Raw genomic sequence first — 13674 nt, 5'->3', positions numbered from 1 at the left:
CGCCCCTCCTTGGTCATAAGACGGGGCCGGGGTGGGCGGTTCTTTTCGGTCCCTGCGGCAATGATTGTCGCTAGCTTTCGCCGGGACTTGATAAGACGGCCCGAGCCCGGGACAGCGTCCAGGGCTGGGCCCTTTGCCGGGCATTCCTTGGGTGATAGATGGCTGGCCTCGATCGGCACCCGCCGCGCCCCGAAACCTGCCGCTACGATTCCTCCTGAAATTGCGTGGCAGATCGCGTTGGCCGGTCCGAGAACGAGCATTCGCCGCTCCTTCAGCGCGGCGCGAGTCGTCAACCCTGGTGGGTCTGCATTAACAGCTGTGCATCGAGACGTGAAGGTGTCATCTCCCATGCGCAGGGCCCGTTCCACGAGGCCAGGGCAGCGTTCCTGTGCCCGGTCGCTCAGGAGCGTATAGGGGGTCATCCAAGGACGAGAGCTGTCTATTTGTTAAGCCACCCGCCCTCTATCAGGCGCTGACGTAACGCCAGGCGGGTCAGAGGTGCGTTGCCGTCCTGGAACTTCCGGCGGGCCGCGGTCAAATGTTCTTTTACCGTGTCGACACTAATCCCGAAGACTTGGCCGGTCTCTGCCATAGTGTGGCCCTCATCTCCCAGGTAGATCGAGACTACTTGGTTGGTGTTCCCGGGCCGTCAGCTTTGGGGCAGTATCGTGGACAGCTAAAGCTGCGGCGACTTCGTCGGAAATGAACATCTGTCCCCGGGCTGCTGCCCCTAGCTCGTCTTCAAGGTCCTTGGCGCCGACGGTCTTGGGAATATAGGCCAGTGCCCGCGTAGGCTTGGCGAATCACGGCCGGGTCTGTCACGGCGCTGCACACCACCACTTGTGGCCCAGCCGAGATAAGGGCACTGATTTTCGCGGGCAAGGGGATGCTGTCTCCGAGCAGGACGTCCAGAATCACGACATCGGAGAGTGCGCCAAGGTTCGGGACAAGCTCTGCCCAGGACGGGTACCGGCCCACAACCTTGATGCCTTCGGTATTTTCCTCCAGCCACACGGAAAGGGATTCGAGAACCACTGCGTGGTCCTCGATGATGTCCACCTCAAGAGTCGGGGGCGGAAATCGAGTACCGACGCCACCGCGCGTTCCAGTACTTGGTTTGGCTCATGAGGGCAGGGTCTTGGAGGGGGCGGTTGTTCGTCCTCGATCCAGGGCAAGGCCGAGGAGGGAAACCGTGACGCCGATTGCGCCAGCTGCGACGAACCCGCTCCAGGGGTCCATGCTGTCGATGAAAAGACCTGTTAACGGTGCTCCTACGGCAACGCCGGCGGTAAGCGCCGAGCCATACCACCCCATTGCCTCGCCTCGTCGGTTTTCGTCCACGAGTTCCGCCACTTTTTCGGACGCTGCTGTCATTACCGGTGCGCAAAGGAGGCCCGACGGGACGGACAGGAACGCCAGCGACCACGCATCCCTTGCGCAGGCCATCGGAATGGTCAGTGCGGCCATGGCGAGCAACAACAGGACGGGCGAAATTGACTGGTGCATGGCACCGTAGGCCAGTCCTCCGATCAGCGAGGCTCCGCACCAGAAAGCGAACACAATTCCGATGTCTGTTTGCTGGCCGCCTCGCTCCACGAGGGCGACGATGCCCACGTCGGTGCCGCTCATTATTATGCCGGCACCGGCAGCTACGGCAAAGATCGCGCCAACCTGGGGCGAAAGCCAAGTGAAGTTCCGCCTAATCCGGCTGCGGAATCCTGACGATTCGCTTGTGCCACGGGGCCCGTACGTAGCTGAGTGGGACCCGTGTTCAGCGGCTTCGGGGTAGTGCCCTGTAGCCGACGTCGCGAATGCGGGCTCGGCCGCACGCAGACCTTCTTCGGCGGCGTGAGTGCTACGAGTTGGTGGGTTGAACCACATGAGCAGAAGACCGGCGAGTGAGGCCGAGATGCCGACGGCCGTCAGGCCCGCGGCCGAGAACCCTGCAGCGGCTACGACGGCGCCCACGGCTGGTCCAATCATGAAAACGAGTTCGCTGCCGATCGAGTCCAGGGCGAAACCCGTCCTTCGCTGGTCCGCCTCCAACAACGCGCCCATCGACTGACGCATTACGGTGAAGATGGGAAAGGTGAGGAGACCAGCGACAAAGACCAGGGGGAGGATCCACTGGTATTCGACGTGCGGCACTATGGCCCAGATCACAATCTCGGCCGTAACGGATGGCATCAGGGCCTTTCGCAGGCCCACCGTGTCCACGCGTCTCCCGCGCCAGGGTGCTCCGAGCGCGATTCCTATTGTCATCACTGCGGCGGCCGCGCCGGCGGCGGCGTAGCCCTCGTCGAGACTCAGGACAATATGTAGTGTCAGCAGCAGGTAGGCTGCTGAATGCGGGATGCGGGAGACCATGCCTACGATCAAAAGGCGCCGAACCGGTTTGACAGCCAGCAGTTCTTTGTAGAGAGCAAAGTTCACGGTTCACATTCTTGCTTTGTCGCGCTAACGCGACGGTGTTCGGTTGCCTGCTCCGACCGCGACTAGCGTTCGTTACGGCGCCATCGTTCGCTCTGCCGGTGAGAATTTCCACGGAAAACAGGTTGACGGGGCGGGCGGCACCCAAGTGCAGACCCAGATGCAGGCCGTCTTGGTTGAGGCCAGCGCATCGCGGCCACGCGTCGGGTTTATGTGTCGTTTGTGTGGCAGAGCGATTCCATGCGGCCGAGGATGTCGAGTCCTTGCATGTTCAGGTAATGCAGGATGTCGATGAAGATCCAGTTCTCGGCCAGCTTGCCGTCTTCGACGCGGTAGATGTCCACGACCCGCATGTCAGCCGGGTGGGGACTAGCTGTCATGCCCATGAATCCCCCGGAATTGGTCAAGGTGAGATTGGGCCAACCGAAGAAGCCGCCGAAGTTGCCTTCAGCGAGCCGGCAAAGATGCCCGTTGAACTGATAGCCCTCCAGTAGCGCGCCCCGGAAAGGTGCTCCGTGTTGTCGCACGTACCTCGGAATGGTGCAGGTCGCGCCGATCCCGGCCGGGCCCCACCAGATCATGTCATCATGCCAGGTACGGGCGAGCTTCTCTGGATAAGGGGTGTCGCTGTCATCACCCATCCCGGTGAGCATGGCGTTGATGGCTCGGAGGCTCTCCTGGCCGGTTGCCGGATCCTGGGCGCCGTACATGAGTCCCTCATGGGTCGCCGGGCCCGGTTGGACAAGGTGAGCGCCCGTTTGGGGTGGGAAAGGGTTCTGCCCGGCCTGCATCATCAGGTGCGGTATGTCCACGAACAGTGCGGTCTCGGTGATCCGGCCATCTTCGACCTTATTGAACTCCGCGTAGCGCAGCATCACGATCTTTCCCGTCGGCCTGATGCCCAGGAAGGGACGATCAAACAGGCCCATGAAATGCCCCATGGAGGTAACCCAAACGGACTGGTTTCCGTCGATTTCGTTTTCCCCGGCCATGAAGATGTCCGGGCGGTGTTGCACCCGGGTCATGGCGGTGAGGAAAGGACCCCAGAACGCAGCTGCGACCGCTTCCGCTCCGGACTGTTCATGGAAGGGGTGCATGCCCCGCCAGTGCCAGCTCGGCGTCGTGCGTCCACCGAGGGCATGGGCCACGGTGCTGGGATTGGCTTTGAAAAGGGCCTCATGGTGGGCGCGCACCACGGCCTTCTCAGCCTGGAAGTTCTTCATCGAAAACTATCTTTCTTGGTTGAATGGCGCACGGAATCCCGACACCCTGAGTCAGGCCGGCGCGAACGCTCCGATCAAACCGAACAGATCTTTGGGGTCTTCAGGCTCTGCCACAAGATCGATTTCTTCGCAGTAGGCGGTGCCCGTGACGGCGTCCCGCACGTAGCGTAGGGCCGAGAAGTCCTCGATTGCGAAACCAACCGAATCAAAGATGGTGATCTGCTGATCGGTGGTTCGTCCGGGAGATGTTTCGCAGAGCACCTCCCAGAATTCGGTAACCGCGAAATCGGACGGTTTTTGTTGGATCTCTCCCTCGATCCTGGTTTGGGGAGCGAATTCGACGAAGATGTCTCCGATGTCCAGGATGCTGGCCTGCAGTTCCGTTTTGCCGGGGCAGTCTCCGCCGATGGCATTGATGTGAACTCCGGGCTCAATAAGTTCCTGCGTCAAAATAGTTGCCTTGGTTTTGTCTGCCGTGCAGGTGGTGATGACGTCGGCCCCCCGGACTGCGTCGGATGCCGAAGCGGCGACGGTCACCTCAAAGCCGAGTGGCGTAATGTTCCGGACGAACTTCTCCATCGCTGCCGCGTCAGTGTCCCAAATACTGAGGGAGGAGATGCCCAGGGCGGTGCGAAAGGCGAGGGCTTGGAATTCCGCCTGGCTCCCAGTTCCGATCATGGCCATGTGTCGGGCGTCGCGGCGGGCCAGTCTCTTGCCGACCATCGCAGAGGTCGCAGCCGTTCGCAGCGCAGTCAGCACTGTCATCTCAGCCAGGAACGTGGGATACCCGTTGTGGACGTCGGCAAGTACCCCGAATGCCGTTACGGTCTGATAACCGCGGCCGGGGTTGGAGGGGTGGCCGTTGACATATTTGAATCCGTATGTTTCGCCGTCGCTGGTGGGCATTAGCTCCAACACGCCGAATGGTGTGTGGCTCGCCACTCTGGCAGTCTTGTCGAATTGTCCCCAGCGTCTAAAGTCGTCCTCGAGGTAGCCAATCAGACCGGCGATGATGTTCTCGGCACCGGTGTCGGCTACCCACTGCACCATGTTGCGGACATCCACAAAACGCGTCATGCGCGCCTTCCTTTCAATGAGTTGATGAATCAAGGTATTGCCAACCCCGTTGAGGCGCTGGCGGCTTGTGCGAAGCTGGGGTCAGCCCAGGCTGACTTTTACGGACGTTCTCGGCCGTCAAGGACTGTCTACTGTTTGGCGCCTGCAGGGAGCCGGCAAATGCAGTGGCTCAAAGTCACGAAGCAATTGGGTAAATCTGCCGGGATCTTCCAGGGGCGCCAAATGTCCGGCACCGGGCAGAGTCATTAGTTTGCCTCGGGGAAGCGCCGTGGCTATTTCGGAATGCATATCGGCCGTGCAGAGCGCGTCGTCTTCAGGGTGAATGACGAGGGCAGGTCCGCCGTACTGACCTAGCGCTGGCCTGAGATCCCATCTCGTCCGCTGAGTAGCCAGTTGGTCGAGAAACGCATCGGGTCCGGTGGCATCGGCCATGGCTACAACCCTGCTCAACAGAGCTGACTCTCCGGTGCGCGATGGATGGACCAGAGCGTTCCACAATCGCACCTGCGTCATGGACGGGAATCGGCCGGCAGCTACGTCATGTTCAAGCTCATCCCAGCCCGTCATCTGCTGCCCGGTTGGAGCACGGCCGTTGGTCGAGATGAGAACCAAGGACGCCACTCGGTCCGGTTGGATGGTGGCAGCGGCCATCGAGATGATTCCGCCCAGGGAGTGGCCCACCAGGTTGAACCGCGGGGGGGCAGATGCAAGGACCGCGCGGGCCGATTGCAGAAGGCCGCGTGCCTGGACCCTGAGGTTCAAGTGCTTGCCCGGCAGCTGGCGTTGTGCCTCCCGCCATAGGTCCATTGTGCACAGCATGCCGGGAAGCCACACGGTTGGGAGGTCAGAGGGACAATCTCGGCATTCGGCAGATGTTTTCGGCCGTACGGGCAACTGCATCATCTTCTCCGCATGTGTAGGTGAAGTGCTGCTGGACTTGTTATTCATGATCGGCAGGAGAACCATTCTCGATGGTCGAGGTTCCCAACCTGTGCCGTTCAATTTCGATCATGATCGCCATCTCGTCGAAAACCCGGAATTCCTCCACGATGCGCCCATCCGAACCCAGCCGGTATTGGCTCGAGCCAAGGATGCGCATGGGCTGGTTGGTGGTGGGCCCATACATGGGCGATCCGCTGTAGGTCCCGTCGAGGACCCACATCGTGGCGGCCCGGCGTCCTTTGACAGGATCGTCGTGAACGCACAGGTCAAGGAGCGAGAGCTGGGCATCAGGAAACGCGGCCAGGAGTGAGATCAGGTCTGTGGAATAGTCCCGCGTCCCGTTTCGCCAACGGCCTCGTGTGGTGTGCAGCACCACATCCTCGTGAACGAATTTTCCCAGCTCGTCAAACCTGCGTTGGTTCCACACGATGTCCGTCAAATCGACCATTAGGTCTGTCACTTCGGAGGACCCGACGCGGACCCCCGACAGGGTCTCGCGTCCGACGTTGCTGGGTAGCTCTCCAAGCTCAAGAGCCGACGGACTCATTGACCCGGCGAGGTTCCGCGCGGTTTCCTCCGGGTTCAAACCGAGGTCCCGCACGAGGCTGTACTCGTCCCTGACCACCCATTCCTCCACGATGCGGCCCTGACGTACCAGACAGTGCGCCAAGGCACGCTTGGCAGTTGGGCGGTTCGTGGGGGGACCATACTGAGTCCAGCCTTCGTTCGTTGCTCTGATGTACACCCGGTGTGAAGAGATAAAGGCGTCTGTTCCCCGACGTTCCCACACCACATCTTCGCCGCCGGCGAGTTCATCGGGATAGGAGGCAATTGACATCACGGTGCCCTCAACGACCCCGCGGACTCCTTTCTCGGTGCCGAGGGCGCCATGTATCAGCACGTCGGGAGCGTAGTAGGTTGACTCGATCAGGCCGACCCCGCGGTCCAGCCATATCCGGTCCGTTGAACCGAGAATGTAGTCTTCGGGGCTATCGTGGGGCTGGAAGGCAGTAGCGTCAAGTTCCTCGACCATGGTCAGCCGATCTGCGCCAGGAGGGCGAGTTCGTTGTATTCGACCCACTCCGCGACCACACGTTGGCCCCTGACATGGATGTGATGGAACCCCATCAGCGATACGGGTCTGGACTGCCCGGCGTCGTTCTGCGCTGTGCCGCTGATCTGGTAACGAACGGCAACTCGTCCAGAGTCCTCGCCGTCGAGGTTCCAATACAGCTCCTCGATCTCCAGCGCGAGATCCGGAAGGAGTTCGAGCCACCGGGATACTTCGTCACGTGCCCCCGCAGGACCGAACCCGAGCCGGGTGGTGCCAAAGGAGTAGGGCGCCCCCGGAGCGTAGGTGCTATCGGTCAGGGACAGATCGCGCTTGTTGTACAGTCCATCGAGAAGATCGGCCACCACCTTGCCGGGGCCATCGATGACATCTGGGATGGCCGGCACTGACACGCCGAACGACGCGGTCAGTTCCCTCGCCTTTTCACCACGGGGGGCCCGGGAGGACCCAGCGTTCTTAATGGCTTCATTCAGCGGCAAGCCAAGCTGGTCGATGAAAGCTTTGCTGTTTCCCCCTGCCCACTCCTCCACATACTGGTCTCCCCGAATGACACAGTGCGAGATGGAGCTGTTGACGACCCGACGCCCGGTGGGCGGCCCGACCGGGCTGTCGCCGTCGTGGGTTCCCCGTGCGATCCACCGCATGGAGGTGCGGTAGCCGGACTCGTCGTCCCCGGTCCAGATGGTGTCGTCGATGATGCCGTAGTAATCGGAGAAGCCCTTTCGACGGGCCCAGGTGTCCCTCGTCACTGCCTCATCACCGATGATGTCTCCCACGTCCGTCCAAATGACTGTCTCCGGCAGGTACCACTTCGGAACCAGGTCGGGCTGCTTGTCGTTCCAGATCTCGTACGTTGTTCTTTCGACGAAATCGATCACATCCGTGTAGGGGTAACCGTTCATCTTGCGCTCAGGGTGGATCATGGTTATTGCCTTTCCTATGGTGCTTATACTCGAGTGTTGCCCACCGCGGCTGTGTGGGGAGCCGGCGGGCGCGGCCATCGTGGCAGCATCGGGTCCACCAAGTACTTGGTGTCCTCAAGGACGTCGTACCCGATCTGCTTCAGGATGTGAAGCACGTCGATCATCACCCAGTTGTCAATGATCAGACTGTGTTCATCCGTGCGGTACCAGTCAGCGACCCTCATTTCGATACGGTGTCCGGTCGGGGGCATGCCCAGCCAGCCGGGCCCGGTGTGGGTGGCGTACAAGGAGGGCCATCCGCCGGTGATGGCGAAACGACCATCACCTATCCGGATGTAGTGTCCTGGGCCCTCCAGCGGCCCCGAATGGTCCCGAACAATGCCTTCGCGGTCCGGGAAGGCCTGGATGAACAGGGCCCCATGGTAGTCGTCAAAGCCGCGTTGACCGCGGCTGGACCCGATACCGGCAATCCCGTACCAGTTCATGTTCTTGTGCCAGTGCGGGCTGTGTTCAACTGTGGCGGCATGGTCTTGCAAGCTGGCCCCGGAGCCCAAGCCGAGATGCATCTCCCGGACGATGCGTAGAGTTTCTGCACCGAGGTCGGCGTCGTGCTCGTTGACCTTGCCCGCTGCCGAGACTGGGGGGAACGGCCACTGTTCGGCTGTTCCTGGCATCGAGCGAAAGGGGTAGTAACCTGCCTGACGCATGAGGTCGACGATGTCAAACATGATGTATGCCTTGACGATGAAGCCGTCCTCGACCAGGAAGTTCATTCCCGTCCGAAGGTAAGCCAGTCCCTGTGTGGGCGGAATTCCAAGCCAGGGTTGCTCAAATGAGCCCATCACGTAGCCGAGGGTGCTCACCCAGGACCGGCCCTCATATTCCCCTCCGATCAACACGCCCAGCCGGTGTTCGTGGTCAGGAAACGCCCTCTTTAATGAGGCCCAGAGTTCTCTCTCGACTTCCTCAACGCCATGGAGGGTGTTGAACGGATGGAAGACCTCCCAGACGGAGTCCTTTGCACAGTACCGGCGGAGAACTTGTCCCGTTGCCCCATCAGCTTCGGCGAGTTCTCCGAGGAACGCCTCGATCAGCGCCTTATTTTCAGCGTGAACGGTCATGCTCACCTCGTCGAGCCAACGCACGGCCGTTGAATCCAACGCACAAGCGCGCCACTCATCCCTTGACCGATCCAGCAGTCAAACCTGCCACAAGGTACTTTTGTGCCACCAGGGCCAAGGCCATTACTGGCAGTGTCAGCAGCACCACACCCGCCGAAGCTTGCTGCAGCAACGGCAAGGACTGTCCCAGCTGGGTAGACAGGAATACCGGCACCGTCTGCGAATTGACATCTGTGAGCACTACCGGCAGCAGATAGGACTGGAACGCAAGCAGGAAGGTCAACATGGAGGCGGTAACCAACCCCGGTTGCATCACCGGCAGGATGACCCTTCGGAACGCACCCCACCTGGAGCAACCATCCACCATGGCGGCCTCGTCAAGATCCGGGGAGATCGATGCGAAGAAGTTCCGCAGAAGCCAGATGGTGAACGGCAAATTCACAGCCACGAACGCAAGCGTGAGACCAATCTTCGTATCATAAAGGCCTAACGAGGTAGCGATCTCATAGAAGGGCAACATAATGGCGAAGCCCGGCACTGCCTGAATCAGCAATGCGAACGCAAGGATGACTGTGCTGATCTTGCCCCCGTACCGCGATAATGAGTAGGCTGCCGGGGCGGCGAGCAGAAGTGTACCCACGACGGACAGCAGACCGACGATGACCGTGTTCAGCGTGTATTGGTAAAAGTCGGTGGTCTCCCACAGATTGATGAAGGCATCCACAGTAGGTTCGTAAATGAACTGCGGGGGATTCGTAAACGCGACATTGGTTGGCTTGGTCGCAGCCATGAGCGTCCAGATGAAGGGCGACATCATTACGAATGCCACTGCTGCCAGCGTAAGGGTGACCAGCACCGTCGCTCGCTTGGCGCGTCCGGAGAACGTTGACCGGCGTCGTTTCGGAGGTGGTGCTTGTTTGGCTGGTACCGCCAATGTATCCAACATCAGTTCTGGCCTCCCTTTACTTCTCGGTAGATATTTCGGACGAACGGCGAGACCAGAATGAACAAAACCAGCATCATGAGCACGTTGACGGCACTTCCTAGACCGAGGTCCTGCTGGTCCCGTGCAAACGCCTTTTCATAGACGTAGAGGCTCACAGACTGGGACTGGACAGCCTCGGCGCTCGGCGCGAGCGGGATGAGAATGTCGAAGATACCCAACGAGTTCATAATGGCGATGAGGGCCAAGAATCGGAACATTGGTCCGAGCGTAGGGATGATGACGTGCCACTGGCGTTGCCACCAGTTTGCGCCGTCGGCGGTGGCAGCCTCAATTTGTTCGTTGGGGACGCCCTTGAGCGCCCCCAACAGAACAAGCATGAAGAAGGGTACCCCGAGCCAGATGCCGGCAAGCAGTACCAGCCCGCGGTTGGCCCATGTCTCCGTAAACCAGGCGACTTCCTGCCCGGTGGTCTTCTCCAGAATGAAGTTGACCAGACCGCCAAAACTGTTGTCGAACAGCCAGGAAAATGCGGTGGCCGCTATGATGGCGGGAATGACATACGGCACCAGGAGGATCCCGAGGAACAAGGACTTTCCCCGCCGTGCCCGGTGTAGCAGCAGGGCCATGGCATACCCAAGGACCAGCAGCACTGCGGTGCTGGTGAGGGCGTAGCCCACGGTGAACAGGACCGCCGCATGGAAAACGGGGTCCTGAAGCACCCTCGCGTAGTTGTCGAATCCAACCCACTCGCCAGGCCTACCAAATTCCACACTTTGGTAGCTCCACACCACCGAATAGATCAGTGGCACGCCCAGCAATAGGATCATGATGCCAAGGCTGGGACCTACCCCAACCAGAAATTCTCGCCGCTTCATAGCGCCTCCTACGTAAAACTACTTTGAGCCACTCTTTGCAAGGGCCCGGACGGCGGCTTCCTGTGCTGCCGCTAGAGCATCTTGCACCGATTGCTGACCGGTGAGCGCCTGCTTCAGCAGTGAGGCAGTGTCACTTTGCATGGTTCCCAGCCATGTCTCAAGCGGCGGGGTGCCCGCGCCGTTAGCCAAGGCATCCTGGACTGCGGCGGCGTAAGGGACCTTCTCTTCAGTAACAACCTTGTCTCGCGCTGGGTAGGCGAACGGCAGGGCCTGGTTGGATGCTTCTTCCGTAATGGACGCTGCCATCATCCGGAAGAGAAGATCCGGGTCAACGGTGCTGTTGTGGGGGATGGACCACCCATCTACGGAGAGAATCGCGCTGCTTTTTCCGCCCGGTGCAATGGAAGGGGCGGGTGCGAAGGCGAAGTCGTCTGCGTTCTGGCTGAATTTGGGGTTGACGACGTCAGCCATTCGGCCGGAGTACATGATGGCGATTGCCGCAGTGCCGTTGAAGAGTTGCTGCTGTACTCGTGGCTGGTCAAACGAGATAACCTGAGGGTCCATGTACGGGGTCAGGGCCGTGAGTGACTCCAAGCCCTTTTTGGCCTCGGAGGACTGGAACGTCGGCTCTTTAGCGCTCGGATCTACATAGGTTTTTCCTTGAGACGCCAATGTTCCCTCGTAGAGGGTTGATGTGCTGTCGCCAAACGGTAGAGCCACAGGGTACTTAATCTTACCGGCGGCTTGAATCTTCTGCGCATCGGAGAGGACGTCAGCGTAGGTTTCAGGGGCATCCAAACCGAGTTCATCGTAGATGTCCTTGCGGTACACCAGAGTGCCGACGTTCGCCTGAGTGGGAAGCGCGTACAGCTTTCCGTCGTAGGAAAGCCCCTTCACCATCGCTTCGCTTAGCTCGCCCAGCTTGTAGGTGTCCTTGTACTTCTCGAACAAGTCGTTCAAGGGCAGGAGCTTACCGGTCGACGCATACCGTGGGACTGCACCGGAGTACATCTCGATGACGTCGTACGACGCGGTATCCCCGGCCAACGTCGTCGAGGTCTTTTGATATTGGCCGCCGAAGTCAATCGGAGCATGGGCCACGGTCACGTTGTCCTTCGTGCAACTGGCCACCATCATGTTGGAGAAGGGGTCCGTGGCGGAAGAATTGTAGGCAAGAACGTTGACAGTGATTTTTTCATCTTGCCCGGATACGTCGCAGGCTACGGCTTCAACTGACTGCGACCCGGACCGGCTGCCGGCACTGCAGCCAGTGAGCGCGAGCAGTGCCGAAAGTCCGACTGCGGTCACGAGTTTGATCGTGCTTTTATGTACCATCAGAAACCTCCTTGTTTCATGTTGTGCATGCGTATACTTCATCACGAAAGCGACCGTGATGTCAATCATATTTCCTACGCCTTGAAGAAATTTCACGAAAGCGCACCCTATAATTTCGCCCTTGCCCTGGCAACTAATGCACTCGTATGCACAGAGGGTACTCGCGAGGGAAACTTCCGCGGTGTAGCTCGCAGCCTGGGAGGATGGAATTGTGACCCGCTACCTCGTCGCCGCATGCGACCCGGGTACCGTTGACGATGCAGACATGCATTTCGAACTCATGGATCCTTCCGCACACCCTTATCAGGCTTCCGTGCCAAGAGATCCCGGCACAATAGCTCTGGGCAAAGGCGCGCGTCGGTCGAGGGTATCGACATGATCAGGCAGTAGTCCGCCACCCCGAAGTGGCACAGCAGCGGGGGCCTTGCCTGGGCAGCTCCTAAGATCGTTCCAGAACGACCTGTGGGCCGAATCCGGGCGTTGCGATGATGAACACGATGGGGGCTGCCCGGTGCGAGGCCTTACTGAGCCGGCCACGCCGAAGGATTTACGGCATCTTTCATCAGAGAAAGGATGGGTTCATGCCTTGGGATGATGGGGCGAAGCGATGCCATGGTGGGCCAAAGCAAGTTCGTCGTAGGCCAGCCACTGTGCCGTGATGCGGCCTTCACCTAGATGGTGGTGGCTGAGGAGGCTGAACTCGACCGGGCCTCGGGGTCCGGTCCCCGTGATCCGCCATTGGGTAGCGACACGGACCGGCATCGCCTCGGACGCGGGCATGGAGTATTGGTCGTCGACTTCTATAGCCAAGGGTCCTAGAGCAGCGCGGAGACCGTCGGCCCAGTCCAACAGCGCAGCTACCCCGTCAACCTGGATGTCCGGTGCGAATGCGGTAGCGCATTCAGAGGCGAAGAGCCCCATCTCAGCCCGACCTTCCAAAGCGGCGGCGAATGCTCGCTGAACCAGATCTCCTTCGGCCGTCCGGGTGAACTCGAAGGACGGCCGCGCTACCCGGGGTGTTGCGGGATAGTCGGTGGCGCGCACGGCATCCGCAGGCGGGTAGCCTAGCTGACGTGCCAACGCCAGTGGATTGACGCCCAGCCACTCCTCCACGATAGTCTCCCCTTTGACGACGCAATTGGCAATGGCCGTGGAGGTCACCGGTCGACCTGTAGCTGGGCCGTAGACGGTTCCACCCGTGTCGGTCCCGGTCCAAGTCCAGCGCATCGAGGTCCGATAACCTTCCTCCTCGGAACCGGTCCAGATGGTGTCGTCGATGACACCATGGAAATCCGGGTAGCTCTGGAGTCGTGCGGTGGTGTTGGCGATGACGATCTCATCGCCAACCAGGTCACCTGCGTCAAGGTGAATTGCCGTGCTGGGGGAGTAGTGCCTGCGGATAAGCTCCAGATCTCGGTTCGGCCTATTCCAGATAAGGTAGGTGATGCGTTCGATGTAGTCGACGGGGCCCTCAAAACCGTATGGTCGAAGGCCAGGATGGGTGGATGTCATAGAGTTTCCTTCAGATCCTGAGGTTTAGGGTGTGGCGTTGGAAGACCCGGTCTAGAGAGCCGTGGGAGGGCCCGCGCGCCAGCACGATGTGAGTTCAGAGTTCGTACGCGACGACGCCGGAAAGGTCCATCCGCTCCGAACTGAAATGTCCGTGCCATTTATACGTATGTATCATCTGTTTGTCAAGGTAAGGGGTTTGTGTCTGGCGCCGGAAGCGC

General features: G+C 60.1%; 11 protein-coding genes. All 11 read right to left on the bottom strand.

Features of this window, described 5'->3' with window-relative positions; genetic code table 11:
- Positions 1-741: 741 nt before the first annotated feature.
- Positions 742-1059 (bottom strand): hypothetical protein, encoded by a 318-nt coding sequence (locus tag QEH68_RS21165; RefSeq protein WP_280624982.1) that lies wholly within the window; start codon positions 1057-1059, stop codon positions 742-744.
- Between the two features lie 63 nt (positions 1060-1122).
- Positions 1123-2433 (bottom strand): MFS transporter, encoded by a 1311-nt coding sequence (locus QEH68_RS21160; protein WP_280624981.1) that lies wholly within the window; start codon positions 2431-2433, stop codon positions 1123-1125.
- A 206-nt stretch (positions 2434-2639) separates the two neighbouring features.
- The gene (locus QEH68_RS21155; RefSeq protein ID WP_280624980.1) at positions 2640-3653 is read right to left on the bottom strand and encodes a nuclear transport factor 2 family protein; all 1014 of its coding nucleotides are present in this window, start codon (positions 3651-3653) and stop codon (positions 2640-2642) included.
- 51 nt (positions 3654-3704) lie between these two features.
- Positions 3705-4730, bottom strand: coding sequence for an ornithine cyclodeaminase (locus QEH68_RS21150; protein WP_280624979.1), 1026 nt, complete (start codon positions 4728-4730; stop codon positions 3705-3707).
- 940 nt (positions 4731-5670) lie between these two features.
- Complete coding sequence (locus tag QEH68_RS21145) at positions 5671-6705, bottom strand: ester cyclase (protein ID WP_280624978.1); 1035 nt, start codon at positions 6703-6705, stop codon at positions 5671-5673.
- 2 nt (positions 6706-6707) lie between these two features.
- Positions 6708-7667 (bottom strand): ester cyclase, encoded by a 960-nt coding sequence (locus QEH68_RS21140; protein WP_280624977.1) that lies wholly within the window; start codon positions 7665-7667, stop codon positions 6708-6710.
- 23 nt (positions 7668-7690) lie between these two features.
- Entirely contained in the window at positions 7691-8788 is a 1098-nt protein-coding gene (locus QEH68_RS21135) for a hypothetical protein (RefSeq protein WP_280624976.1), read from the bottom strand.
- A gap of 55 nt (positions 8789-8843) precedes the next feature.
- On the bottom strand, positions 8844-9644 hold the full coding sequence (locus QEH68_RS21130; protein ID WP_280624974.1) for a carbohydrate ABC transporter permease: 801 nt from the start codon (positions 9642-9644) through the stop codon (positions 8844-8846).
- Between the two features lie 89 nt (positions 9645-9733).
- Complete coding sequence (locus QEH68_RS21125; RefSeq protein WP_280624972.1) at positions 9734-10609, bottom strand: sugar ABC transporter permease; 876 nt, start codon at positions 10607-10609, stop codon at positions 9734-9736.
- 18 nt (positions 10610-10627) lie between these two features.
- Complete coding sequence (locus QEH68_RS21120) at positions 10628-11944, bottom strand: extracellular solute-binding protein (RefSeq protein WP_280624970.1); 1317 nt, start codon at positions 11942-11944, stop codon at positions 10628-10630.
- 579 nt (positions 11945-12523) lie between these two features.
- Positions 12524-13456, bottom strand: coding sequence for an ester cyclase (locus QEH68_RS21115; RefSeq protein ID WP_280624968.1), 933 nt, complete (start codon positions 13454-13456; stop codon positions 12524-12526).
- Positions 13457-13674 lie beyond the last annotated feature (218 nt).

The sequence above is a fragment of the Paenarthrobacter sp. OM7 genome, assembly GCF_029873575.1.
Taxonomy (GTDB): domain Bacteria; phylum Actinomycetota; class Actinomycetes; order Actinomycetales; family Micrococcaceae; genus Arthrobacter.
The sequence above is the reverse complement of the archived record's forward strand: the minus strand, read 5'-3'. Positions and strand labels throughout refer to the sequence as shown.

Coding starts and splice junctions, on each gene's coding strand:
- QEH68_RS21155 (WP_280624980.1), bottom strand. CDS start 3,653: ATGAAGAACTTCCAGGCTGAGAAGGCCGTGGTGCGCGCCCACCATGAG.
- QEH68_RS21150 (WP_280624979.1), bottom strand. CDS start 4,730: ATGACGCGTTTTGTGGATGTCCGCAACATGGTGCAGTGGGTAGCCGAC.
- QEH68_RS21145 (WP_280624978.1), bottom strand. CDS start 6,705: ATGGTCGAGGAACTTGACGCTACTGCCTTCCAGCCCCACGATAGCCCC.
- QEH68_RS21140 (WP_280624977.1), bottom strand. CDS start 7,667: ATGATCCACCCTGAGCGCAAGATGAACGGTTACCCCTACACGGATGTG.
- QEH68_RS21135 (WP_280624976.1), bottom strand. CDS start 8,788: ATGACCGTTCACGCTGAAAATAAGGCGCTGATCGAGGCGTTCCTCGGA.
- QEH68_RS21125 (WP_280624972.1), bottom strand. CDS start 10,609: ATGAAGCGGCGAGAATTTCTGGTTGGGGTAGGTCCCAGCCTTGGCATC.
- QEH68_RS21120 (WP_280624970.1), bottom strand. CDS start 11,944: ATGGTACATAAAAGCACGATCAAACTCGTGACCGCAGTCGGACTTTCG.
- QEH68_RS21115 (WP_280624968.1), bottom strand. CDS start 13,456: ATGACATCCACCCATCCTGGCCTTCGACCATACGGTTTTGAGGGCCCC.